This is a genomic window from Pseudomonas sp. HMSC066A08 (genome assembly GCF_001813025.1).
In the GTDB taxonomy this organism is placed as follows: domain Bacteria; phylum Pseudomonadota; class Gammaproteobacteria; order Pseudomonadales; family Pseudomonadaceae; genus Pseudomonas; species Pseudomonas aeruginosa.
The window spans coordinates 253,389-277,717 of record NZ_KV811281.1 but is presented as its reverse complement, the minus strand read 5'-3'; the positions used below and the strand labels follow the sequence as shown (position 1 = coordinate 277,717).

General features: G+C 63.2%; 17 protein-coding genes, 1 tRNA gene and 1 pseudogene. 11 read left to right on the top strand and 8 right to left on the bottom strand.

Annotation, left to right across the window (positions count from 1 at the left end; translation table 11 throughout):
* The first annotated feature begins 11 nt into the window (after positions 1 to 11).
* The 8 genes from gloB to fabI all read left to right on the top strand — a co-directional run bounded on the left by gloB (position 12) and on the right by fabI (position 10,878).
* Complete coding sequence (gloB, locus tag HMPREF2886_RS08145; protein WP_033971724.1) at positions 12 to 788, top strand: hydroxyacylglutathione hydrolase; 777 nt, start codon at positions 12 to 14, stop codon at positions 786 to 788.
* A gap of 77 nt (positions 789 to 865) precedes the next feature.
* Complete coding sequence (locus HMPREF2886_RS08140; RefSeq protein WP_033971723.1) at positions 866 to 2,470, top strand: LysM peptidoglycan-binding domain-containing protein; 1,605 nt, start codon at positions 866 to 868, stop codon at positions 2,468 to 2,470.
* A gap of 190 nt (positions 2,471 to 2,660) precedes the next feature.
* Positions 2,661 to 4,490 (top strand): extracellular solute-binding protein, encoded by a 1,830-nt coding sequence (locus HMPREF2886_RS08135; RefSeq protein WP_033971722.1) that lies wholly within the window; start codon positions 2,661 to 2,663, stop codon positions 4,488 to 4,490.
* The gene (locus HMPREF2886_RS08130) at positions 4,487 to 6,334 is read left to right on the top strand and encodes an extracellular solute-binding protein (protein ID WP_033977244.1); all 1,848 of its coding nucleotides are present in this window, start codon (positions 4,487 to 4,489) and stop codon (positions 6,332 to 6,334) included. Before HMPREF2886_RS08135 ends, HMPREF2886_RS08130 begins: the two co-directional genes overlap by 4 nt.
* 6 nt (positions 6,335 to 6,340) lie before the next feature.
* Positions 6,341 to 7,423 carry a microcin C ABC transporter permease YejB gene (locus HMPREF2886_RS08125; RefSeq protein ID WP_003098134.1) on the top strand — a complete coding sequence of 361 codons (1,083 nt, stop codon included), beginning with the start codon at positions 6,341 to 6,343 and terminating at the stop codon, positions 7,421 to 7,423.
* A gap of 4 nt (positions 7,424 to 7,427) precedes the next feature.
* On the top strand, positions 7,428 to 8,447 hold the full coding sequence (locus HMPREF2886_RS08120; protein WP_003087942.1) for an ABC transporter permease: 1,020 nt from the start codon (positions 7,428 to 7,430) through the stop codon (positions 8,445 to 8,447).
* Between the two features lies 1 nt (position 8,448).
* On the top strand, positions 8,449 to 10,059 hold the full coding sequence (locus HMPREF2886_RS08115; protein WP_070747091.1) for an ABC transporter ATP-binding protein: 1,611 nt from the start codon (positions 8,449 to 8,451) through the stop codon (positions 10,057 to 10,059).
* 21 nt (positions 10,060 to 10,080) lie between these two features.
* A complete protein-coding gene (gene fabI, locus HMPREF2886_RS08110; protein ID WP_003087936.1) occupies positions 10,081 to 10,878 on the top strand; it encodes an enoyl-ACP reductase FabI in 798 nt (265 codons plus the stop codon).
* Positions 10,879 to 10,973: 95 nt separating this feature from the next.
* On the opposite strand, the gene HMPREF2886_RS08105 is transcribed toward fabI, so the two are convergent.
* The 7 genes from HMPREF2886_RS08105 to tig form a co-directional block, all read right to left on the bottom strand.
* Positions 10,974 to 12,839 carry a SurA N-terminal domain-containing protein gene (locus HMPREF2886_RS08105; RefSeq protein ID WP_033977246.1) on the bottom strand — a complete coding sequence of 622 codons (1,866 nt, stop codon included), beginning with the start codon at positions 12,837 to 12,839 and terminating at the stop codon, positions 10,974 to 10,976.
* Between the two features lie 103 nt (positions 12,840 to 12,942).
* Positions 12,943 to 13,019: transfer RNA gene (locus HMPREF2886_RS08100), tRNA-Asp, on the bottom strand.
* 51 nt (positions 13,020 to 13,070) lie between these two features.
* Positions 13,071 to 13,343 (bottom strand): nucleoid-associated protein HU-beta, encoded by a 273-nt coding sequence (gene hupB / locus HMPREF2886_RS08095; protein WP_003087931.1) that lies wholly within the window; start codon positions 13,341 to 13,343, stop codon positions 13,071 to 13,073.
* Positions 13,344 to 13,478: 135 nt separating this feature from the next.
* Positions 13,479 to 15,875, bottom strand: a complete 2,397-nt coding sequence (lon, locus tag HMPREF2886_RS08090; protein WP_033971717.1) for an endopeptidase La — start codon at positions 15,873 to 15,875, stop codon at positions 13,479 to 13,481.
* Between the two features lie 131 nt (positions 15,876 to 16,006).
* Positions 16,007 to 17,287, bottom strand: a complete 1,281-nt coding sequence (gene clpX / locus HMPREF2886_RS08085) for an ATP-dependent Clp protease ATP-binding subunit ClpX (protein WP_003087924.1) — start codon at positions 17,285 to 17,287, stop codon at positions 16,007 to 16,009.
* Positions 17,288 to 17,391: 104 nt separating this feature from the next.
* Positions 17,392 to 18,033 carry an ATP-dependent Clp endopeptidase proteolytic subunit ClpP gene (clpP, locus tag HMPREF2886_RS08080; protein WP_003098129.1) on the bottom strand — a complete coding sequence of 214 codons (642 nt, stop codon included), beginning with the start codon at positions 18,031 to 18,033 and terminating at the stop codon, positions 17,392 to 17,394.
* A gap of 93 nt (positions 18,034 to 18,126) precedes the next feature.
* Entirely contained in the window at positions 18,127 to 19,437 is a 1,311-nt protein-coding gene (gene tig / locus HMPREF2886_RS08075; RefSeq protein ID WP_003087920.1) for a trigger factor, read from the bottom strand.
* Between the two features lie 231 nt (positions 19,438 to 19,668).
* Between tig and parR the strand changes: the two genes are divergently transcribed.
* The 3 genes and pseudogenes from parR (at position 19,669) to HMPREF2886_RS08060 (ending at position 23,579) form a co-directional block, all read left to right on the top strand.
* Positions 19,669 to 20,376, top strand: a complete 708-nt coding sequence (parR, locus tag HMPREF2886_RS08070) for a response regulator transcription factor ParR (protein WP_024917105.1) — start codon at positions 19,669 to 19,671, stop codon at positions 20,374 to 20,376.
* Positions 20,377 to 21,663 (top strand): sensor histidine kinase ParS, encoded by a 1,287-nt coding sequence (gene parS, locus HMPREF2886_RS08065; RefSeq protein ID WP_033971716.1) that lies wholly within the window; start codon positions 20,377 to 20,379, stop codon positions 21,661 to 21,663.
* Positions 21,664 to 21,767: 104 nt separating this feature from the next.
* A pseudogene (locus HMPREF2886_RS08060) lies at positions 21,768 to 23,579 on the top strand (serine hydrolase domain-containing protein).
* A 310-nt stretch (positions 23,580 to 23,889) separates the two neighbouring features.
* Here the strand turns inward: HMPREF2886_RS08060 and HMPREF2886_RS08055 are convergent.
* A complete protein-coding gene (locus HMPREF2886_RS08055; RefSeq protein ID WP_003087901.1) occupies positions 23,890 to 24,111 on the bottom strand; it encodes a hypothetical protein in 222 nt (73 codons plus the stop codon).
* Positions 24,112 to 24,329 lie beyond the last annotated feature (218 nt).

The window sequence follows — 24,329 nt, the reverse complement described above, 5'->3', positions numbered from 1 at the left end:
GACATCGGCCCATGATACAGATCGACGCCCTGCCCGCCTTCAACGACAACTACATCTGGCTGTTGCAAGATGCGACAAGCCGTCGCTGCGCGGTGGTCGACCCCGGCGACGCCAAACCGGTGGAAGCCTGGCTGGCCGCCCATCCCGACTGGCGGTTGAGCGATATCCTGGTGACCCACCACCATCACGACCACGTCGGTGGCGTCGCGGCCCTGAAGGAACTGACCGGCGCGCGGGTTCTCGGTCCGGCCAACGAGAAGATCCCGGCCCGCGACCTGGCGCTGGAGGACGGCGAACGGGTCGAGGTGCTCGGCCTGGTCTTCGAGATCTTCCACGTGCCCGGCCATACCCTCGGCCATATCGCCTACTACCACCCGGCGGGGACGCCGCTGCTGTTCTGCGGCGACACCCTGTTCGCCGCCGGCTGCGGCCGTCTCTTCGAAGGCACCGCGGCGCAGATGCACCATTCCCTGGCGCGACTGGCCGCGCTGCCGGCCAACACCCGGGTCTACTGCACCCACGAGTACACGCTGAGCAACCTGCGCTTCGCGCTGGCGGTGGAGCCCGACAACGCGGCGCTGCGGGAACGCTTCGAGGAAGCGACACGGCTGCGCGAACGGGATCGCATCACCCTGCCGTCGGAAATCTCGCTGGAATTGTCGACCAATCCATTTCTTCGCGTTTCGGAAAATTCTGTTAAGAAAAAAGCCGACCAGCGGAGCGGCCAGCAAAACCGCACCCCGGAGGAGGTTTTCGCCGTCCTGAGGGCCTGGAAGGACCAGTTCTGAAGGTTGGCGAAATCTTGACCACTCTTGAGGTCATTTCTAGAATCGGCTGAATTTTTGCCCGGAACAGCACTCAGCCGATGCCGCCACAGACACGTAAAACCCCCGATCTAGACGCCCTGGCTCGCGCCGTTCGGGTGTCCATCCTGCTCATCGCCGGCGCGCTCGCCGGCTGCCAGGGCAGCGGCCAGATCAAGGGGGAGGCCCAGGCCAAAGCAGCACGTCCCGGCGCCCGAGCCGTCGACGTCCAGTTCAATCCCTCCTGGCTGCATACCCAGCCCGGCCAGAACGCCGCCTACAACGATATCTGGGACCGCATGCGCGACGGTTTCCAGCTCCAGGATGCGATCAGCACCAACCCGCGCATCGAACGCCAGCGCCTCTGGTTCCTCAGCAACCAGTCGTTCCTCGAACAATCGAGCGAGCGCGGCAGCCTCTACATGCACTACGTGGTCGAGCGCCTGGAAGAACGCAACATGCCGCTCGAACTGGCGCTGCTGCCGGTCATCGAAAGCGCCTATAACCCCTTCGCCCTGTCGCGCAGCAACGCCGCCGGCCTCTGGCAGTTCATTCCCGCCACCGGCCAGCATTTCAACCTGCGCCAGACCAATTTCTACGACGGTCGCCGCGACATCACCGCCTCGACCAACGCCGCCCTGACCTATCTCGAGCGCCTGCACGACATGTTCAACGGCGACTGGATGCTCGCCCTGGCGGCCTACAACGCCGGCGAAGGCACTGTCAGCCGTGCCATCGAACGCAACGAGAAACTGGGCCTGCCGACCGACTACTGGAACCTGCCGCTGCCGCAGGAAACCCAGGACTACGTACCCAAGCTGCTCGCCCTCTCACAGATCGTCATGGCGCCGGATTCCTACGGCATCAGCCTGAACCCGATCAACAACGAGCCCTACTTCCAGGCCGTCCGGGTCAAGCGCGGGATCGACCTGTCCAGCGTCGCCGCACTGGCGAACCTGGACGAGGACGAGCTGTACCAGCTGAACCCGGCCTACAAGCGCCGCGTGACCATGGACGGCCCCCAGCAACTGTTGGTGCCAATGGAGAAAGCGGCGTTCCTGAGCGCCTCGCTGGACACCCTCAAACCGAAGGAAGTCACCGCCTGGCAGCAATACCGGGTGCGTAGCGGCGACAGCCTGCACAGCATCGCCAACCGCTATCGGATCACCGTGGCGGAGCTCAAGAGCGCCAACCGCCTGTCCAGCAACCACCTGCGCAAGGGCCAGCAACTGAGCATCCCCGGGCAGATCGCCGGCGGCGCCGTCAAGCCGGTCTACCAGCAACTCGCCCGACAGGCTTCCACCCCGGCCAGGACCCGCTCCTACAAGGTCAAGAACGGCGACAGCCTGTGGCAGATCGCCCGTAACAACGGCGTCGACGTCAACGACCTGAAACGCTGGAACGGCCTGGACAAGCACGCCCTGAAGGTCGGCCAGACCCTCAAGCTGCAAGGCGGCACCCAGGCCCTGGCGGCCCGCAAGGGAAACGCCGCCGGCAAACGCGACAGCGCCACCTACTACAAGGTCAAGCAAGGCGACTCGATGTACCTGATCGCCAAGCGCTTCAATGTCGAAATGAAGCACCTGCAGCGCTGGAACCCGCGCAGCAAGCAGGCGCTCAAGCCCGGCCAGACCCTGACCCTGTACCTGGACACCGCGAGCCGCTGACAGCCCATTGCAGACCGTGCCGAAACGCCACGCCCGCTCCTGCCGGCGTGGCGTTTTCACAAGCACGGCCAGAACCCCGGACCCTAGGCCGGCCAGGCCCGCACTCCCTCTTTTTTCCTGTGCGGGCAAGGTGTTACTGTTGCCTGACGATTCGTTGTCAAAAATAGCCAAGGACCCGGACACACGCCTGATGCGTCGCCTCTCCTTCCTGATCCTCGGCCTGGCCATGAGCCTGCCCAGCTTCGCCGCGATTACCCAGAGCCATGGTTATGCCCAATTCGGCACGCTCAAGTATCCGGCCAATTTCCAGCACTTCGACTGGACCAATCCCGACGCCCCGAAAGGCGGCACCTTGCGCTTGATGGCCTCGGGCAGCTTCGACACGCTCAACCCCTACACCCTGAAAGGCACCAGCCCGATCGGCACCGGCGATTTCCTCCAGTACGGCGTCAACGAATTGAACGAACCGTTGATGGTGGGCACCGGCCTGTACGACCCGTCCGGCGACGAACCAGCCTCCAGCTATGGCCTGATCGCGAAGAGCGTGGAATACGCGGAGAACCGCAGCTGGGTGGTATTCAACCTGCGGCCGGAAGCACGCTTCCACGACGGCAGGCCGATCACCGCCAGCGACGTGGCCTTTTCCTATCGCACCCTGGTCAAGCAGGGGCACCCGATGTACCGCACCTACCTGCAGGAGGTGAAGCGGGTCGATATCCTCACCCCCCACCGTGTGCGTTTCGTCCTGCGGCGCTCCGGCAACCCGCTGCTGATCCTGCGCCTGGGCGAGCTTCCGGTGCTGCCGCAGCATTACTGGAAGGATCGCGACTTCCGCGCCACCACCTTCACAGCGCCGCTGGGCAGCGGCCCCTACCGCATCGTCGAGGTCGATCCCGGGCGCCGCCTGGTGTTCGAACGCGTGAAGGGCTGGTGGGGCGAAAAACTGCCGGTGAACCGCGGCAAATACAATTTCGACCGGGTCGTGGTGGACTTCTACCGGGATAACGGCGTCGCCTTCGAAGCCTTCAAGGCCGGCGAGTTCGATTTCTACATCGAGCACCAGGCGAAGAACTGGCTGAACAACTATCGCTTCCCCGCGGTTCTGCGCGGCGATGTGATCCGCGCGGAAATCCCGCACCAGATCCCCAGCCAGACCCAGGCGTTGTTCATGAACACCCGCCGCGCCGTGTTCAAGGAGCGCGCGCTACGCCAGGCGCTGGGCGAGATGTTCGACTTCGAGTGGACCAATCGCGCCCTGTTCAGCAATTCCTACCTGCGCTCGCGCAGCTACTACCCGAACAGCGAATTCGCCGCCAGCGGCGTCCCGGAGGGCCAGGAATGGCTGTACCTGTCGCCGTACCGCAAGCAATTGCCGGCGCAGTTGTTCAAACAGCCGTTCAGCCTGCCGACCACCGAGGGGCGTGGCATTCCCCGTGAAACCCTCAGGCATGCGCTCGGTCTACTGGCCGACGCCGGCTGGAAGCTGTCCGGCGACCGACTGCTGAATAAAAAGGGCGAACCGCTGCGCTTCGAAATCCTGCTGGTCAATCCGAGCCTGGAGCGTATTCTCCAGCCCTATCGCGAAAATCTCGCCAGCATCGGCATCGACGCGCGCCTGCGCACCGTCGACCGCGCCCAATACAAGCAGCGCCTGGACCAGTTCGACTACGACATGATCCTCATGACCCTGCCGCAGACGCTCAGTCCCGGCCTGGAACAGTGGCAGTACTTCCACTCCAGCCAGGTGAAGGTCAAGGGCAGCAAGAATTACGCGGGCATCGCCAACCCGGTGGTCGACGCCATGCTCAACCGCCTGCTCGGCGCCCACAGCCGCGACGAACAGGTCGCCGCCGCGCGCGCCCTGGACCGGACCTTGCTCTGGCAGTACTACAGCATTCCCAACTGGTACCTCAATTCGCACCGTCTGGCGTACCGCAACCGCTTCGCCTTCGTCGCCACCCCGCCCTACACCCTGGGCCTGCGCGCGTGGTGGCAGAAAAACCTGGAGACGTCCCGATGATCCGTCCCCGCTTCACCCCTCTGCTGGCAGCCCTGCTGCTCGGCTGCTGCGGCCCGCTCCTCGCCGCCCCGAAACATGCACTGACGCTCTACGATGAGCCTCCGAAGTATCCCGCCGATTTCAAGCATTTCGACTACGTGAATCCGGATGCGCCGAAAGGCGGCATCCTCCGCCAGGCCGACTTCGGCGGCTTCGACAGCCTCAACCCGTTCATCGGCAAGGGCGTCTCGGCCCCTTCGCTGGGCCTGATCTACGACACCCTGGCCTTCCAGTCGCAGGACGAGCCGTTCACCGAGTACGGCCTGCTCGCGGAGAAGATCGAGAAGGCACCGGACAACAGCTACGTGCGCTTCTACCTGCGCCCCCAGGCCCGTTTCAGCGATGGCACGCCGGTCACCGCCGAAGACGTGGTGTTCACCTTCGAGACGCTGGTGAGCAAGGGCGACCCGATGTACCGCAACTACTATGCGGACGTCGACAAGGTGGTCGCCGAGGACAAGCTTCGCGTGCGCTTCGACTTCAAGCACGCCGGCAACCGCGAACTGCCGCTGATCCTCGGCCAGATCGCGATCCTGCCGAAACACTGGTGGGCCGACCGCGACTTTTCCAAGACCGGCATGGAAATCCCGGTAGGCAGCGGCCCCTACCGCATCGCCAAGGTCGATCCGGGACGCTCCATCAGCTACGAGCGAGTCAAGGACTGGTGGGCCAGGGACCTTCCGGTCTCCCGCGGACTCTATAACTTCGACACCATCACCATCGACTCCTATCGCGACATGTCGGTCGCCCTGGAAGCCTTCAAGGCCGGCCAGTACGACGTCAACCTCGAATATTCGGCGAAGGACTGGGCCACCGGCTACGAGTCGCCGGCATTGCGCGACGGGCGCTTCATCAAGGCCAGCATCCACAACCACAACCCGGTGGGGATGCAGGGCTTCGCCTTCAATATCCGCCGCCCGGTGTTCCAGGACCGCCGGGTACGCCAGGCGATCAGCCTGCTGTTCGACTTCGAATGGTCGAACAAGCAGTTGTTCTTCAGCTCCTACAAGCGCACCAACAGCTATTTCGAGAACTCGGAGATGGCCGCCCACCAGTTGCCCAGCGAAGCCGAGCTGAAGATCCTCGAACCGCTGCGCGGCAAGATTCCCGACGAGGCCTTCGACCAGGTCTTCCAGAATCCGGTCAACGACGGCAGCGGGGTGATCCGCGAGCAGCGGCGCAAGGCCTACCAGTTGCTCACCGAGGCCGGCTACAGGATCGAGAACAACCGCATGGTAGGTCCCGACGGCCAGCCACTGAGCTTCGAGTTCATGCTGTTCCAGGCCAACATGGAACGGGTCATCCTGCCGTTCAAGCGCAACCTGGCCGAACTTGGCATCGACATGCAGATCCGTCGCGTCGACGTCTCGCAGTTCGTCAACCGCCTGCGCTCGCGGGATTTCGACATGACCTCGGCGACCTGGCCGCAATCCAACTCGCCAGGCAACGAACAGCGAGAGTTCTGGCATTCCAGCAGCGCCGACAAGGCCGGCAGCCGCAACTTCATCGGCCTCAAGGACCCGGCCATCGACAGCCTGGTGGAAAGCCTGATCCAGTCCGACTCGCGGCAGAGCCTGATCGACCATACCCGCGCCCTCGACCGCGTCCTGTCGTGGGGCTACTACGTGGTTCCCAACTACTACGTCGATACCTGGCGGGTCGCCTACTGGAACCGTTTCGGCCGGCCGAAGGTGACGCCACTCTACGACTGGGGCCTGATGACCTGGTGGCAGACCAGCGACAAGGCGCTGCCGAGCAAGGCGCAAGCCGAAGCCGCGCAAGACGCCGCGCCGGAACGGGAGTAACGCCGCATGCTCTCCTATATCCTGCGGCGCCTGCTGCTGATCGTCCCTACCCTGTTCGGCATCCTGCTGATCAACTTCATCATCATCCAGGCCGCTCCCGGCGGCCCGGTGGAGCAGATGATCGCCAAGCTGGAAGGCTTCGACGCCGCTTCCGGCGGCGCCACCGGGCGCATCTCCGGCGGCGGCGGCGAAGTCGCCGTGGCCGGCTCGCAATACCGCGGCGCGCAGGGCCTGGACCCGGAGCTGGTGAAAGAGATCGAGCGCATGTACGGCTTCGACAAGTCGGCCCCCGAGCGCTTCATGATCATGCTGAAGAACTACCTGCACCTGGACTTCGGGCAGAGCTTCTTCCGCGACGCCAAGGTCACCGACCTGATCATCGAGAAATTGCCGGTGTCGATCTCGCTCGGGCTCTGGAGCACGCTGATCATGTACCTGGTGTCGATCCCGCTGGGGATCGCCAAGGCGGTCCGCCATGGCAGCGTCTTCGACATCTGGACCAGCTCGGCGATCATCGTCGGCTACGCCATTCCCGCCTTCCTCTTCGCCATCCTGCTGGTGGTGCTGTTCGCCGGCGGCAGCTACTGGGACTGGTTCCCCTTGCGCGGCCTGACCTCGAACAACTTCGACCAGCTCAGCCTCGGCGGCAAGGTGCTCGACTATTTCTGGCACCTGGCCTTGCCGGTAACCGCCCTGGTGATCGGCAACTTCGCCACCATCACGCTGCTGACCAAGAACAGCTTCCTCGACGAGATCGGCAAGCAATACGTGGTCACCGCCCGCGCCAAGGGCCTGACCGAACGCCGCGTCCTCTACGGGCACGTATTCCGCAACGCCATGCTGCTGGTGATTGCCGGCCTGCCGGCTGCGCTGCTGGGGATCTTCTTCACCGGTTCGCTGTTGATCGAGGTGATCTTCTCCCTCGACGGACTCGGCCTGCTCAGCTTCGAAGCGGCGATGAACCGCGACTACCCGGTGGTCTTCGGCACGCTGTTCATCTTCACCCTGTTCGGGCTGGTCATGAAACTGATCAGCGATATCGTCTATACCCTGGTCGATCCGCGCATCGACTTCGAGAACCGGGAGTAATCCGATGCGCCTGTCTCCCATCAACCAGCGCCGCTGGGCCCGCTTCAAGAGCAACAAGCGTGGCTGGTGGTCGCTCTGGCTGTTCCTCATCCTGTTCGTCGGCAGCCTCGGCGCCGAACTGATCGCCAACGACAAACCGCTGGTCGTGCATTACGACGGCGGCTGGTACTTCCCGGTCTTCAAACGCTACCCGGAAACCACCTTCGGCGGCGAATTCCCCCTGGAAGCCAACTACAAGAGCCCCTACATCAGCCAACTGATCGCCGAGAAGGACGGCTGGGTGCTTTGGCCGCCGATCCCCTACAGCTACGACACCATCAACTACGAGCTGAAGGTTCCCGCCCCCGCCCCGCCGTCGGCGGAAAACTGGCTGGGCACCGACGACCAGGCCCGCGACGTGCTCGCCCGGGTGATCTACGGTTTCCGCGTGTCGATCCTCTTCGCCCTGACCCTGACCGTGCTCAGTTCTCTGATCGGCGTCACCGTCGGCGCCCTGCAAGGCTACTACGGCGGCTGGGTCGACCTGCTCGGCCAGCGGTTCCTGGAAGTCTGGTCGGGGCTGCCGGTGCTCTACCTGCTGATCATCCTGGCCAGCTTCGTCCAGCCGAACTTCTGGTGGCTGCTGGGCATCATGCTGCTGTTTTCCTGGATGAGCCTGGTGGACGTGGTCCGCGCCGAGTTCCTCCGCGGGCGCAACCTGGAATACGTCCGCGCCGCCCGGGCCCTCGGCATGCGCAACAGCGCCATCATGTTCCGTCACATCCTGCCGAACGCGATGATCTCGACCCTGACCTTCATGCCGTTCATCCTCACCGGCGCCATCGGCACCCTCACCTCCCTGGACTTCCTCGGCTTCGGCCTGCCGCCCGGCGCGCCATCGCTGGGCGAGCTGGTCGCCCAGGGCAAGTCCAACCTCCAGGCGCCCTGGCTGGGCATTTCCGCTTTCGTGGTGCTGGCGGTCATGCTGAGCCTGCTGGTATTCATCGGCGAAGCCGCCCGTGACGCTTTCGACCCGAGGAAATGAGATGAGCGAGAACATTCTGGAAATCCGCGACCTCGCCGTCGAATTCCTCTCCGGCGAGCAACGCCAGCGGGTGGTCGAAGGCGTCAGCTTCGACATCCGCCAGGGCGAGACCCTGGCCCTGGTCGGCGAAAGCGGCTCGGGCAAGTCGGTTACCGCCCACTCGATCCTGCGCCTGCTGCCCTACTCCGTCGCCAGACACCCAACAGGCAGCATCCACTACCAGGGCGAGGATCTGCTCAAGCTCCCGGAACGGCGCCTGCGCGGGATCCGCGGCAACCGCATTGCCATGGTCTTCCAGGAACCCATGACCTCGCTCAATCCGCTGCATACCATCGAGAAGCAGCTCGCCGAGGTCCTCGCCCTGCACAAGGGTCTGGGTGGCGCCAAGGCCAGCGCGAGAATTCTCGAACTGCTCGAGCTGGTCGGCATCCCCGAGCCGGCCAAGCGCCTGAAAGCCTATCCACACGAACTCTCCGGCGGCCAGCGGCAGCGGGTGATGATCGCCATGGCCCTGGCCTGCGAGCCGCAACTGCTGATCGCCGACGAACCGACCACCGCACTCGATGTCACCGTCCAGTTGAAGATCCTCGATCTGCTCAAGGACCTGCAGGCACGCCTGGGCATGTCCCTGCTGCTGATCACCCACGACCTCAACCTGGTCCGACGCATCGCCCACCGCGTCTGCGTCATGCAACAAGGGCGGATCGTCGAGCAGGCTTCCTGCCAGGAACTCTTCGCAACCCCGCGACACCCCTATACCCGCGAACTGCTCAACGCCGAGCCCAGCGGTGCGCCGGCAAGCAACCCGCCGGGTGAAACCCTGTTGGCGGTGGACGACCTGCGGGTCTGGTTCCCGATCCGCAAAGGCGTGTTCCGCCGCACCGTGGACCACGTCAAGGCGGTCGACGGGGTCAATTTCGAACTACCCCGCGGGCAGACGCTGGGCATCGTTGGCGAAAGCGGCTCGGGCAAGTCGACCCTTGGCCTGGCGATCCTGCGGCTGCTGGAAAGCCAGGGCGGCATCCGCTTCGAAGGCACCCGGCTGGACGGTCTCGCGCAACATGACGTGCGCCCGCTGCGCCGCGAGATGCAGGTGGTATTCCAGGACCCGTATGGCAGCCTGAGCCCACGCATGTGTGTCGGCGAGATCGTCGGCGAAGGCCTGCGCATCCATAGGATCGGCAGCGAGGCCGAACAGGAGCAGGCGATCATCGACGCGCTGGTGGAGGTCGGGCTCGATCCGCAGACCCGCTACCGTTACCCCCACGAATTCTCCGGCGGCCAGCGCCAGCGCATCGCCATCGCCCGGGCACTGGTGCTGAAACCGGCGCTGATCCTGCTCGACGAACCAACCTCGGCGCTCGACCGCACCGTGCAGCGCCAGGTCGTGGAATTGCTGCGGCAACTGCAGGGCAAGTACAACCTCACCTACCTGTTCATCAGCCACGACCTGGCGGTGGTCAAGGCGCTCAGCCACCAGCTGATGGTGGTTCGACATGGCAAGGTGGTGGAACAGGGCAGCGCCGAAGCGGTTTTCGCCTCGCCGCAACATCCCTATACGCAGCAATTGCTGGAGGCTGCCTTCATGGCCCCGGCAAGCGCGGAAAACTGAGTAGCAGACAAGGAACGGACAATGGGATTTCTCACAGGAAAACGCGCCCTGATCGTCGGAGTCGCCAGCAAGCTCTCCATCGCTTCCGGCATCGCCGCCGCCATGCACCGGGAAGGCGCCGAACTGGCCTTCACCTACCAGAACGACAAGCTCAGGGGCCGGGTGGAGGAATTCGCCAGCGGCTGGGGCTCGCGGCCGGAGCTGTGCTTCCCCTGTGACGTGGCCGACGACAGCCAGATCGAAGCGGTGTTCGCCGCCCTGGGCAAGCACTGGGACGGCCTGGACATCATCGTCCACTCCGTCGGATTCGCTCCAGGCGATCAGCTCGACGGCGACTTCACCGCGGTGACCACCCGCGAGGGCTTCCGCATCGCACACGACATCAGCGCCTACAGCTTCATCGCCCTGGCCAAGGCCGGACGGGAAATGATGAAGGGCCGCAACGGCAGCCTGCTGACCCTCTCCTACCTGGGCGCCGAACGGACCATGCCGAACTACAACGTAATGGGCATGGCCAAAGCCAGCCTGGAGGCCGGGGTCCGCTACCTGGCCGGTAGCCTGGGCGCGGAAGGCACCCGGGTCAATGCGGTTTCCGCCGGACCGATCCGAACGCTCGCCGCCTCCGGGATCAAGAGCTTCCGCAAGATGCTGGCCGCCAACGAGCGGCAGACGCCGCTGCGGCGCAACGTCACCATCGAGGAAGTCGGCAATGCCGGTGCCTTCCTCTGTTCGGACCTGGCCAGCGGTATCAGTGGCGAGATCCTCTATGTCGATGGCGGCTTCAACACTACCGCCATGGGCCCGCTGGACGACGACTGAACACCCCATACAAGGAAAAGGCCGCTCGAAGCGGCCTTTTTCATGGGCGGGATAAAGAAAAGGCCGCTTAAGCGACCTTCTCTCTGCATCTCGTCTCAGTATTTCTCGACTTCCGCCTTGTCCTGCAACTGACGGCGGAAAGCGGCGAAGTCTTCCTGTCCGCTGCGCGAAGCCAGGAAACGGCGGTACATGGCCTTTTCGTCGTCGGAGATAGCCTCCTCCGGCTCGCTGACGCCATTCAGGCGGATCACCACGTAATCGCCATTGGCCAGGGTCACGCCAGAGAACGAAGGCTTGTCCTTGGCCTCCGGACGCTGCATGCGGAACACCGCCTGGAGCAGTTTCGGATCGACGCCTTCGTGGCCCCGGGAGGCCGCCTCGACCACTTTCCACGACTCACCCGCTGCGGAAGAGGTACGGCCTTCACGCAGCTCTGCGATCAGGGACTCGCCACGCTTCTGCGCCTCCTCGGCGGCCTTTTCGGCGGCCAGGCGCTCGCGGATGTTCGCCGCGACCTGCTCCAGCGGTTGCTCCTTCGGCTTGTTGTGTTCCTTGACCCGCAGCACCACCACGGTGTCCGGATCCAGCTCGATGGCACCACTGTTGGCCGCTTCTTCCAGCACCTCGGCGCTGAACGCGGTCTGCACGATCTGGCGGTTGGCAGCGATGCCGTCGCCCCCCGAACGTCCGAACGGCTGGCTGGTCTGGACCTTCAGGCCCATTTCCTGCGCCGGCTGGCTCAGGTCGGCGGCTTCGTAGGCGGAGCTTTCCAGGTCCTTGGTAGCCTCGACGAAGCGCTGCTCGACCATCTGTTTCTTCAGTTCGTCCTCGAGCTTCGGCTTGAGGCTTTCCAGGCTCGGTACTTCCGGCGCCTGCACGCCCAGCAGCTTGATCAGGTGGTAGCCGTACGGAGTCTTCACCGGGGCGGATACCTCCCCTTGCTTCAGCGCATACAGCGCCTCCTCGAACGCGGGGTCGTACACGCCGCGGCCGGCGTAGCCCAGGTCGCCGCCGGTGGCGGCCGAGCCGATATCCTGGGAGAACTCCTTGGCCAGCGTGGCGAAATCCTCACCCTTGGCCAGGCGAGCCTTGATCTCGTCGATCTTCGCCTTGGCCTGCTCGTCGCCGACCTTGTCGTTCACCTCGATCAGGATGTGTGCGGCATCGCGTTGCTCGGAAAGGTTGGCGATTTCCTTCTGGTACAGCGCCTCGAGGTCTTCCTGCTTCACCTTGACCTGGTCGAAGAAGGAGGACTTCTTCAGCTCCACGTATTCGACGACCACCTGCTCGGGAGTCATGAACTCGCTCTTGTGGCCTTCGTAGAAGGCCTTCACCTCGTCGTCGCTCACGCTGTTCTTGGACGCGTCGGCCTTGATCGCCAGGGTGGCGAAGTCGCGGGTCTGCTTCTCGAGGCGAGCGAAGGACTGCAATTCGTTGTCGGTGACGAAACCGGTGCCCGCAAGGCCGGCGCGAAGCTGGCCGATGAGCATTTCCTGGCCGAGCATCTGGCGGAACTGCATGCGGCTGTAGTTCATCTGGCGGATGACCTGGTCGAAGCGATCCGCGTTGAACTTGCCGTCGACCTGGAACTCGGGAGTTTGCAGAATCAACTGGTCCAGCGCCTGGTCGGAGAAGGCGAACTTGTCGTCCTTGGCGGCCTGGAGCAGCAGGGTACGCTCGATCAGCCCCTTCAGGGCCGCTTCCTTGAGCAGCTTGTCATCCAGCATGGACGGATCGAAATCCTTGCCCAGGCGCTGCAGCAGCTGGCGACGCTGCATGTCCACGGCCTGTTGGACTTCATTGAGACTGATATCGTCGCCGTTGACCTTGGCGGCCACGTTGGAGTGGTCGGTGGCCCGGATGATCGCGTCGAAGCCGGTCAGCGACAGGAGAACGATGATCACGCCAATGATGGTCTTGGCGATCCAGCCCTGGGAATTATCCCTGATGTTCTGCAGCATGCAGCCCCCAAAAACTGCCACGACCAGCCGTCTTGGGCGGCGCGGCGTGGGTAAGAGATGCGGATATAAGAAAGGCGCATCCGAGGATGCGCCTTCTCGTAACTGGCGGAGCGGACGGGACTCGAACCCGCGACCCCCGGCGTGACAGGCCGGTATTCTAACCGACTGAACTACCGCTCCGCAGCCAGGCCAGCCTTGGCCGACCTGGGTAGAACAAGTCCAAAAAGACGCTTAGTTGACAGCATCCTTCAGGGCTTTACCGGCTTTGAAGCCCGGGATCTTGGCAGCGGCGATCTTGATCGGCTTGCCAGTTTGCGGGTTGCGACCGGTGCGAGCAGCGCGCTCTTTGACAGCGAAGGTGCCGAAACCAACCAGCACGACGGAGTCACCAGCCTTCAGGGCGCCAGTGACGGACTCGATCACTGCGTCCAGTGCGCGACCGGCAACAGCTTTCGGGATATCAGCAGATGCGGCAATTGCATCGATCAGTTCCGACTTGTTCACTCTAAGTCCCCTTATTTCTGTTGAGTATGTTTCTATGTGTTAGGTGTAAGGAAATTCTGTGCTGGTAGGCCAACTGACTCAGCAAGTGCCGCTTTATAACAAGGGCCCAAAAACAGTGTCAAGAATACCTACCGACTAATGCGTGCTAATTCGCTCCTTGGAATCAGGCTCGCGTTTTTCATCCTTTGCAACCATCTCCGGAGCCGCATCGGGCAAGGGCTCCGGGGCGTATTGCAGCGCAATTTGCAGGACTTCGTCAATCCATTTAACCGGTTTAATAACCAGATCACTCTTAATATTGTCCGGAATTTCCTTCAGGTCGCGAACATTTTCCTCGGGAATGATCACCGTCTTGATCCCGCCGCGGTGCGCCGCCAAAAGTTTTTCTTTCAGCCCGCCGATCGCCAGCACCTGCCCACGCAGGGTGATCTCCCCGGTCATTGCCACGTCGGCGCGCACCGGGATCTGCGTGATCGCCGAAACCAGCGCCGTGCACATGCCGATGCCTGCGCTCGGACCATCCTTCGGCGTAGCGCCTTCCGGAACGTGGATATGGATGTCGCGCTTCTCGTGGAAGTCCGCCGCGATTCCTAGACTCTGGGCGCGGCTGCGCACCACGGTCAACGCCGCGGTGATCGATTCCGCCATCACGTCGCCCAGCGATCCGGTCTTGGTCAACTGGCCCTTGCCGGGTACCACGGCCGCCTCGATGGTGAGCAACTCGCCGCCGACCTGGGTCCAGGCCAGCCCGGTCACCTGGCCGATCTGGTCCTGCTGTTCGGCTAGGCCATAACGGAACTTGCGCACGCCGAGGTAGTTCTCCAGCGTCTCGCTGGACACCACCGCCTGGATACGCTTGAGCTTGGCATGCTCCTTCACCGCCTTGCGGCAGACCTTGGCGATCTGTCGCTCGAGACTGCGCACCCCGGCTTCGCGGGTGTAGTAACGAATGATGTCGCGCAGGGCGCCTTCCTCGAAGGTCAGCTCGCCCTTCTTCAGGCCGTTGGCCTGGACCTGCTTCGGAATCAGGTACTTGGAGGCGATATTGACCTTCTCGTCCTCGGTGTAGCCCGGCAGGCGGATGACTTCCATCCGATCCAGCAGGGGCGCCGGGATGTTCATCGAGTTCGCGGTGCAGAGGAACATCACGTCGGACAGGTCGTAGTCGACTTCCAGGTAATGATCGTTGAAGTTGTGGTTCTGCTCCGGGTCGAGCACCTCGAGCAGCGCCGAGGCGGGGTCCCCGCGCATGTCGCTGCCCATCTTGTCGATTTCGTCGAGGAGGAACAGCGGGTTGCGCACGCCGACCTTGGTCATTTTCTGGATCAGGCGGCCCGGCATGGAGCCGATATAGGTACGACGGTGACCACGGATCTCGGCCTCGTCACGCACGCCGCCGAGCGCCATGCGCACGAACTTGCGATTGGTGGCGCGGGCGATGGATTCGGCCAGGGAGGTCTTGCCCACGCCGGGCGGCCCCACCAGGCAAAGAACCGGGCCCTTGAGCTTCTTCACCCGCTTTTGCACGGCGAGATACTCGAGAATGCGCTCCTTGACCTCTTCCAGGCCGTAATGGTCGGCATCGAGGATGTCTTCCGCCTTGGCGAGATCATGGCGCACCTTGCTCTCGGCCTTCCACGGCACGTTCAGCAGCCAGTCTATGTAGGAACGCACCACGGTGGCTTCCGCCGACATCGGCGACATCTGCTTGAGCTTGTTCAGCTCGGCAGTGGCCTTGGCGTGCGCCTCCTTGGTCAGGCCGGCGGCGTCGATGCGCTTCTTCAGCTCCTCGACTTCGTTGTGCCCTTCGTCGATATCGCCGAGTTCCTTCTGAATGGCCTTCATCTGCTCATTCAGGTAGTACTCGCGCTGGCTGCGCTCCATCTGCTTCTTGACCCGGCCGCGGATACGCTTTTCCACCTGCAGCAGGTCGATCTCGGCATCCAGCAGCGCCAGGACATGCTCGACCCGCGACGACAGGTCGGTGATTTCCAGGATGTCCTGTTTCTGCTCGATCTTCAGCGCCATGTGCGCGGCCATGGTATCGACCAGCCTGCTAGGCTCGTCGATGCTGTTCAGCGAGGAAAGCACCTCGGCGGGGACTTTCTTGCCCAACTGGACGTATTGCTCGAACTGGCTCAGCAGGCTGCGAGTGAAGACCTCGGCCTCGCGCTCGCCGACATTGGCATCGTCGATGGCCTGGACCGCGGCACGAATGTGCCCTTCCTCCTCGATGAAGCGCTCGACCTGGCCGCGCTGCTCGCCTTCGACCAACACCTTGACGGTGCCATCCGGCAGCTTGAGCAACTGCAGCACGGTGGCGACCGTACCCATGCGGTACAGGCCATCTTCGCCCGGATCGTCGTCCGCAGGGTTTTTCTGCGCCAGCAGAAGGATTTGCTTGTCGCCGGTCATCGCTGCCTCCAGGGCCTCGATGGACTTTTCCCGACCGACGAACAACGGGATGACCATGTGCGGGTACACCACCACGTCACGTAGCGGCAGCAAGGGCAATTCGACGAGTGTTTTCATAATGTCGGCTCTACAGCGGCACTTGGCCACGAAACAGATAGGAAGACCTTTCAGCCTAAGATGGGGTTAGGCCCGGGAAAAAACAAGCGTGCCAGTCGGAAAAGAAAAGGGGCCCGAAGGCCCCTGCTCTTTCATGCCTCAGGCGCAGCCTTGGCTGGCTTTTCGCTGTTCTCGTAGATCATCAGGGGTTGCGACGAGCCATCGATGACACTCTCATCGATGACCACCTTGCTGACATCCTGCTGGGAGGGAATCTCGTACATGGTATCGAGAAGGATACCTTCGAGAATTGAACGCAAGCCACGTGCACCGGTCTTGCGTTCGAGCGCCTTGCGGGCAACCGCCTTGAGTGCGTCCGGACGGAATTCGAGATCGACACCTTCCATCTCGAACAGCTTGGCGTACTGCTTGGTGAGAGCGTTCTTCGGCTCGGTCAGGATCTGCATGAGCGCAGCCTCGTCGAGCTCATCAAGAGTCGCGATCACCGGCAGACGCCCTACAAATTCGGGAATAAGACCGAACTTGACGAGATCTTCCGGCTCGACTTCCTTGAACGCCTCGCCGACCTTCTTGCCCATCTCCTGACTGCGCACTTCGGCATTGAAACCGATGCCGCCGCGCGCGGAACGGTTCTGGATGACCCGCTCCAGACCGGCGAAAGCGCCGCCGCAGATGAACAGGATGTTGCGCGTATCGACCTGCAGGAACTCCTGCTGCGGATGCTTGCGACCGCCCTGCGGCGGTACCGAGGCAACGGTGCCCTCGATGAGCTTCAGCAGGGCCTGCTGCACACCCTCGCCGGAGACGTCGCGAGTGATGGAGGGGTTGTCCGATTTCCGGGAAATCTTGTCGATCTCGTCGATGTAGACGATGCCCATCTGGGCCTTCTCTACATCGTAATCGCACTTCTGCAAGAGTTTCTGGATGATGTTCTCGACATCCTCGCCCACGTAGCCCGCTTCCGTCAGCGTGGTCGCATCGGCGATGGTGAACGGCACGTTCAGCAGACGTGCGAGGGTCTCGGCCAGCAGGGTCTTGCCCGAGCCGGTTGGGCCGATCATCAGAATGTTGCTCTTGCCGAGCTCGATATCGTCCTTCTTGTCACGCTGGTTGAGGCGCTTGTAGTGGTTGTATACCGCTACCGCCAGAACCTTCTTGGCCCGCTCCTGCCCGATCACGTACTGATCGAGGATGGTGCGGATCTCTTTCGGCGCCGGAAGTTTGTGCCCACTACTTTCCGCCTGCGCTTCCTGCACCTCCTCGCGGATGATGTCATTGCACAGGTCGACACACTCGTCGCAGATAAAGACCGAGGGGCCGGCAATCAACTTGCGCACTTCGTGCTGGCTCTTGCCGCAGAAGGAGCAATACAGCAGCTTGCCGTTGTCCTCGCCGTTGCGGGTATCAGTCATTCGATCGATCCAATGGGTAGCTTCAAACACAAGATGAAGGCAATTGTGGGCATTTTCAAGCCCACGAGGCGGCCGAATGTCTCGACCGCCAGTATTGCGGAGCCTTAGACGGCCAGGTCGCGCTGGGTCATGACCTTGTCGATCAGGCCATACTTGACGGCTTCGTCACCGCTCATGAAGCGGTCACGATCGGTATCGCGGGCAATGACGTCCAGGGGCTGGCCGGTGTGGTGCGCCAGGATCTGGTTCAGACGCTCCTTGATGAAGAGGATTTCCTTGGCATGGATCTCGATATCCGAGGCCTGGCCCTGGAAACCGCCCAGCGGCTGGTGGATCATCATCCGCGAATGCGGCAGGCAGTAGCGCTTGCCGGCGGCACCACCCGCGAGCAGCAGGGCACCCATGCTGCACGCCTGGCCGATACAGGTGGTCGAGACGTTGGGCTTGATGAACTGCATGGTGTCGTAGATGGACATCCCGGCAGTCACCGAACCGCCCGGCGAGTTGATGTAGAGATGAATGTCCTTCTCGGGATTTTCAGCCTCCAGGAACAGCAACTGGGCAACCACCAGGTTGGCCATGTAGTCCTCGACCTGGCCGACCAGGAAGATGATCCGCTCCTTCAGCAGGCGCGAATAGATGTCGTAGGCGCGCTCGCCGCGGGCGGACTGCTCCACCACCATGGGCACCAGGCCACCGGCGGCCTGGATATCGGGAACGTGCGGAATAAAAGAGTTGCGAGACATGTCTTGCGATCACTCCCTAACAGATAGTGAAGCCTCAAAGACGCACAAGCCAGCACTAAGGCTGGCTTGTGGGATTCGAACGAGAGGAACGAATCAGGCCGCTTGCGGAGCTTCGGCCGGCTTGACCGCTTCTTCGTAGGATACCTGCTTATCGGTCACAGTGGCCTTTTGCAGGACAGTATCTACGACTTGTTCTTCCAGTACAACAGAACGGACTTCGTTCAGCTGGGGCTCGTTCTTGAAGTACCAGGCGACGACCTGCTCGGGCTCCTGGTAGGCCGAGGCCATTTCCTCGATCATTTCGCGAACGCGACCTTCGTCGGCCTTCAGCTCGTGCTGCTTGACCACTTCGGCGACTATCAGGCCCAGCACCACACGGCGCTTGGCCTGCTCTTCGAACAGCTCGGCCGGCAGTTGGTCAGGCTTGATATTGCCACCGAACTGCTGGACGGCCTGCACACGCAGACGGTTCACTTCGTTGCCGATCAGGGCCTTGGGCACTTCGATCGGGTTGGCCTGCAGCAGACCTTCCATGACCTGGTTCTTGACCTTGGACTTGATCGCCTGGCGCAGCTCGCGCTCCATGTTCTTCTGCACTTCGGCACGGAAGCCATCGAGGCCGGTTTCCTTCACGCCGAACAGAGCGAAGAACTCTTCGTTCAGCTCCGGCAGCTTGGGCTCGGCAACGCTATTGACGGTAACGGTGAACTCGGCAGCCTTGTTGGCCAGGTCCAGGTTCTGGTAGTCCTCGGGGAAGGTCAGGTTGAGCACGCGCTCTTCACCGGCCTTCGCCCCCACCAGCCCTTCTTCGAAGCCGGCGATCATGCGACCGGAGCCCAGTACCAGCAGGGTGCCCTTGGCGGAACCGCCGGCGAAGGCTTCGCCGTCGATCTTGCCGACGAAGTCGATGTTCAACTGGTCATCGTTCTGGGCGGCACGCTCGACCACTTCGAAACGGGTGTTCTGCTTGCGCAGGACGTCGAGCATGTTGTCGACATCAGCATCGGAAACTTCGGCCTGCAGGCGCTCGACCTTGATGTCTTCCAGGCCGGAAACGGTGAATTCCGGGAAGACTTCGAAGGTTGCGATGTATTCCAGGTCCTTGCCTTTCTCGAAGGATTTGGGCTCTACCGACGGCGAGCCGGCCGGATTCAGCTTCTGCTCGACCACGGCTTCGTAGAAGGTTTCCTGGATCAGATCGCCCATGGCTTCCTGGCGCGCGGAAGCTTCGTAGCGCTGACGAATGACACTCATCGGCACCTTGCCGGGGCGGAAACCTGGAATCTTGGCACGACGGGCGGTCTGCTGCAGACGCTTGTTGACTTCGGTCTCGATACGCTCGGCAGGCACACCAACGGTCATGCGGCGCTCAAGAGCGGAAGTGCTTTCAACAGAAACTTGCATGGATATTCCTCGTTGCACAGACGTAAGCCGGTCCTTCCGGCTCCCAGAATCAAGGGCATGCATTCTAGTAGAGGGAAAAGCAGAAGTCACCCCGCCAGGGTGCAGGCGGATCCCCGGGGTGTTTCCGGCCGCTTCCACCGATCGCAGCCTGGTCTCGAACGCGTCGCTGGAGCTTCGCCGGAAGCGGGTGCATATAATGCCTGCCGATTCCGCTCCGACCAATGAAACCCTATGGACTGCCCAACCCTCAGCAAGGTATTGCTCGTCGAAGACGACCAGAAGCTCGCCCGCCTGATCGCCAGCTTCCTTTCCCAGCATGGTTTCGAAGTGCGCCAGGTGCATCGCGGCGATGCCGCGTTCGCCGCCTTCCTCGACTTCAAGCCGCAAGTGGTGGTTCTCGACCTCATGCTCCCCGGACAGAATGGCCTGCAGGTGTGCCGGGAGATCCGCCGGGTCGCGAACCTGCCGATCCTCATACTCACCGCCCAGGAGGACGATCTCGATCACATCCTCGGCCTGGAGTCCGGCGCAGACGACTACGTGATCAAGCCGATCGAGCCACCGGTGCTGCTCGCCCGCCTGCGCGCCCTGATGCGCCGGCACGCACCCCTTCCCGCCTCTCCGGAAAGCCTGGCATTCGGCAAGCTGAACATCGACCGGCGCCGGCGCGAAGCGGAACTCGAAGGCCGCGGCATCGAGCTGACCACGATGGAGTTCGAACTGCTCTGGCTGCTGGCCAGCCAGGCAGGGGAAATACTTTCCCGCGACGAGATCCTCAACCAGATCCGCGGCATCGGCTTCGACGGCCTGAACCGTAGCGTCGACGTCTGCATCAGCAAGCTGCGCAATAAACTGAAGGACAATCCGCGCGAGCCGGTCCGGATCAAGACCGTCTGGGGCAAGGGCTACCTGTTCAACCCGCTGGGCTGGGAGCTCTGAATGCTGCGCCTGTTCCTGCGCCTCTACCTGCTGCTGGCCCTGGGGTTCGCCGCCGCGATCTTCGTGGTCGACCATGTCATCGACGCGTTCTATGACAGCATCGTCGAGAACTATCACCGCGACGCCGTTCGCGGCCAGGCCTATTCGCTGGTGGAAAAGCTGGCCCCGCTGGACCAGGCCGGGCGCCAGCGACAGCTTGAAGACTGGCGCCCCCACTACGGGCTCGAGCTGAGCCTGACGGATGCCAGGCAGGCGAAGCTGACGCAGGAGGAGCAGGCACTCCTCGACAAGAACCTGCTGGTGGTACGCGAGGACTTCACGGAATTCATCAGCCGCATCGACGAGGGCCCGCAACTGCTCGACATCAAGCTACCGCCGGAACCCTCACTGACTCCGCTGTTCACCGTGCTGGCCTACATCCTGCTCGGCGTGCTGGTCGGCATCGCCCTGCTGGTATGGGTCCGCCCGCACTGGCGCGACCTCGAGACCCTGCGCCTGGCCGCACAACGCTTCGGCGACGGCGACCTGTCATCGCGCACGCGCATTTTCCGACGTTCCGACATCCGCACCCTGGCCCAGCACTTCAACCAGATGGCCGACCGCATCGAAAGCCTGATCAGCAACCAACGCGAACTGACCAACGCGGTATCCCACGAATTGCGCACGCCGATCTCCCGCCTGTCCTTCGAGCTCGAGCAATTGAACAAACAGGTCGACGCCGAAGTCCGTCACGACCTGATAGAGGACATGCGCGCCGATCTCGGCGAACTGGAGGAAATGGTCTCCGAACTGCTGACCTACGCCCGCCTGGAGCACGGCAACGTCGGGAGCCATCGGGAAATCGTCGACGCCGCGAGCTGGCTGGATAGCGTCGTCGCCGACGTCGCCCTGGAAGCCGAAGCCGCCGGAATCACCTGCGAGATCAGTGCCTGCCAGGTCGAACAGATCCGCATCGAGCCTCGTTTCATGGCGCGCGCAGTGATCAACCTGCTGCGCAACGCCATCCGCCACGCACACTCACGCGTCGACATCGCCCTCCTCGATCAAGGCGACAGCTGTCAGATACGGGTCAACGACGACGGCCCCGGGATACCGGCGGATGCCCGGCAGAAGATTTTCGAACCCTTTTCGCGCCTGGACGACAGCCGCGATCGCAGCACCGGCGGCTTCGGCCTGGGCCTGGCGATCGTCCGCCGGGTCGCGCAATGGCATGGCGGCCATGCGGAAGCGCTGGAAACGCCACAAGGAGGCGCCTCCTTCCGCCTGACCTGGGAGCGGCCGCGCTGACAGCGGAGGCTTAACAATCTTTCACAGATTGCTGACAAAGCCGTAAGGATTGCCAGTCAGGCCCGCCCTAGCATGGGACACCTCGCCTTTCCGCCAGGTGTTCCATGTTTCGTGCAATGCATCTTTCCCTTCTCGGCTGCCTGCTCGGCACCAGCGGCTGCCACGGACTGCCGCCCGCCCCGCCAGCGCCGAGCGCCGCCGTGGGCAACTACGGCGAGGTCATCGACTATCTGCAACGCCACATCCGCCGGGAAATGGAAAGGCAGGACGTGCCCGGCCTCGCCCTGGCACTGGTCGATGACCAGCAACTGGTCTGGGCCCGCGGTTTCGGCTACGCCGACCGACAGCACAGGATCAACGCCAGCGAGCACACCGCATTCCACGCCGGCGACCTGTCCAAGCTACTGATCGCCAGCGCGACCCTGCAACTGGCCGAACGCGGCCAATTCTCTCTCGACGCCCCGCTCCAGGACACCTTGCGCGAGTTCTACGTACGTTCACGCTTCCATGCCGACCAGAGCGAGGCGGATCGCGCGATCACTTTCCGCCGGCTGCTCAGCCACCAGTCCGGCCTTCCTGGCGAACACCTGCCGCCCCTGTTCGGCGAACGCCCGAGCTCACTCGGCCAACTGCCGGCGAAAGTATCCGGCGTCTGGCTGAGCAATCCGCCGGGAACCCAGGTCGCCTATTCCAACCTTGGCTACGAACTGGTCGGCGCGGCTATCGAGCGCAACACCGGAAAGCACTTCGAGCAGCACATGCGGGAGCACCTGCTGGACCCTTTGCAGATGACTCGCTCCAGCTTCGCCAGGAACGCCCTGCCCCAGGCGCAACGCGCCCACGGCTACAGCAGCGGAGGTCGCCCCGGCTCCGCCACCAGCGACCTCCCGACCAACGACCTATGGAGTAGCCCGGTCGACCTCAGCCGCTTCGTCCGCATGCTGTTCGCCAACGGGCGCCACAAAGAGCGCCAGCTTCTCCGGAAACACTCCGTCGAGGAGATGTTCCGCCAGCAGAACGCCGGCAATACCCTGGACTTCGACTGCTAGGTGGGCCTGGCCTGGTTCCTGAGCCCGTGCGGCTCCGCGCCGCTGGAAGGGGGCATCCGTCACTATGAGTACGCCAGCACCACCCCAGGATTCAGCGCCCACCTGGTCCTGCTGCCGGAACAGCGCCTCGCCGCCATTGTCATGAGCAACGCCGATGACAGCGGGCCGCTCACTGCGTCCCTGGCCCGGCAAGCGGCGTCGCTCATGCTGCAGGTCAGGCAGGGCGCCCGTCGCCCCACCGTACAGCCCACTCCCGCGCCCACCCCCGCACTGAAGGTGCCCAGCCCGGAGGAGCGGCGACAGCTATACGGTCGCTACGCAACCCGCCAAGGCCAGGTTCGCCTGTACGAGCGCAGGGGTCGCCTGTACGCAGATATCGGCGAACAACGCGTGGAACTGTTGCGCGACACCTCGGGCTGGCTGCAGGCGAGAAAAAGACTGCTGGGGTTCTGGCCCGTCGGCGTGGACAGCGCCGGACAGTTGCAACTGGACGTGGTCAGCTACGGCCAACGCCGAATCCTGGTATCCCGCCGCCACGGCCAGGTCGCCTACCTCGGCGAGCGCATCGAGCCGACACCCCTGCCCCAGGCCTGGACCGAAGCCGTCGGCACCTACCGCGTAGCCAGCACGGGCCGGCACAGCTACCTGAACGGCCTGAGCATCAGGATCGAAGACGGCTTTCTGCTGGTACGCGGGCAAGCCGGAGAAGCCCGCTCCGGCGAGTTCATCCTGCAACCCATCGACAGCGCACACGCCATCCTGGCTGGCAGCGGCCAGGGCCTGGGGGACACCTTCAGTCGCGACTTCGACGGTCTGAACGCGCTCGGCTACCGCTTCGCCCACCAAGACACCAAGGCACGCCACTGACTGCAACGAAAGGAATCCCCATGAGAAGCCCCTCCCTGCGCCTCGCCGGCACGCTCGCCTGCCTCTGCTCCGCCGCTGTCGCCGAAGAGCGGCATGACAGCTTCGGCCTGGGCGCCCTCGTGGAACACCGTTTCTGAAACGCACCGAGAGAGAATACGAACATGTTCACCGCCTTCGCCTTCCGCGGCCGCCAACCCTATACCGTTCACCGGAACACAGCCCAGGGTGCGAACTTGCGTCCGAAACTGGCGAACCGGCCGGATGAGCCCGCTTCCGCCGGAAAGCCCTGAACCACGGAACGCCTACGGCCTCACTGGCAACGGATCACGCCGCTGGCGATTTCGTCGTCGATGGAGCGCAGCGCATCGGCATCCTGGTGCATCTGCTCGATCACCTCGAGCAGGCGCTGCGCCAGCTTCGGATCGTTCGCCCGCTCGACGGCGCGCATGACCTCGACCGCCGCCGATTCATGATTGTTCGCCATCTGCTTGAGAGCCTTGCGCAAGCGCTGCTCGGTCCATTTCATCGACATGTCGCTTCACCCAGACTGCATATACGGACCCGCCAGGAACGACGGGCTCGCTTAAGAGCGCCGGACCCGGAACAAGTTCAACCTGCCGTCGCGCCACGAGGGCGGGATGGGAGCCGGAAAGGCAAGCGGAGAAGAGATCGTGAAGCGCAAACGAAAACGCCAGGCACAAGGCCTGGCGCTTCGAAATATGGGGTGGACGATGGGAATCGAACCCACGA

Excerpts from the sequence above, each read along its gene's own strand:
- gloB (WP_033971724.1), top strand. The coding sequence starts at position 12 with ATGATACAGATCGACGCCCTGCCCGCCTTCAACGACAACTACATCTGG.
- HMPREF2886_RS08140 (WP_033971723.1), top strand. The coding sequence starts at position 866 with ATGCCGCCACAGACACGTAAAACCCCCGATCTAGACGCCCTGGCTCGC.
- HMPREF2886_RS08135 (WP_033971722.1), top strand. The coding sequence starts at position 2,661 with ATGCGTCGCCTCTCCTTCCTGATCCTCGGCCTGGCCATGAGCCTGCCC.
- HMPREF2886_RS08130 (WP_033977244.1), top strand. The coding sequence starts at position 4,487 with ATGATCCGTCCCCGCTTCACCCCTCTGCTGGCAGCCCTGCTGCTCGGC.
- HMPREF2886_RS08125 (WP_003098134.1), top strand. The coding sequence starts at position 6,341 with ATGCTCTCCTATATCCTGCGGCGCCTGCTGCTGATCGTCCCTACCCTG.
- HMPREF2886_RS08120 (WP_003087942.1), top strand. The coding sequence starts at position 7,428 with ATGCGCCTGTCTCCCATCAACCAGCGCCGCTGGGCCCGCTTCAAGAGC.
- HMPREF2886_RS08115 (WP_070747091.1), top strand. The coding sequence starts at position 8,449 with ATGAGCGAGAACATTCTGGAAATCCGCGACCTCGCCGTCGAATTCCTC.
- fabI (WP_003087936.1), top strand. The coding sequence starts at position 10,081 with ATGGGATTTCTCACAGGAAAACGCGCCCTGATCGTCGGAGTCGCCAGC.
- HMPREF2886_RS08105 (WP_033977246.1), bottom strand. The coding sequence starts at position 12,839 with ATGCTGCAGAACATCAGGGATAATTCCCAGGGCTGGATCGCCAAGACC.
- lon (WP_033971717.1), bottom strand. The coding sequence starts at position 15,875 with ATGAAAACACTCGTCGAATTGCCCTTGCTGCCGCTACGTGACGTGGTG.
- clpX (WP_003087924.1), bottom strand. The coding sequence starts at position 17,287 with ATGACTGATACCCGCAACGGCGAGGACAACGGCAAGCTGCTGTATTGC.
- clpP (WP_003098129.1), bottom strand. The coding sequence starts at position 18,033 with ATGTCTCGCAACTCTTTTATTCCGCACGTTCCCGATATCCAGGCCGCC.
- tig (WP_003087920.1), bottom strand. The coding sequence starts at position 19,437 with ATGCAAGTTTCTGTTGAAAGCACTTCCGCTCTTGAGCGCCGCATGACC.
- parR (WP_024917105.1), top strand. The coding sequence starts at position 19,669 with ATGGACTGCCCAACCCTCAGCAAGGTATTGCTCGTCGAAGACGACCAG.
- parS (WP_033971716.1), top strand. The coding sequence starts at position 20,377 with ATGCTGCGCCTGTTCCTGCGCCTCTACCTGCTGCTGGCCCTGGGGTTC.
- HMPREF2886_RS08055 (WP_003087901.1), bottom strand. The coding sequence starts at position 24,111 with ATGTCGATGAAATGGACCGAGCAGCGCTTGCGCAAGGCTCTCAAGCAG.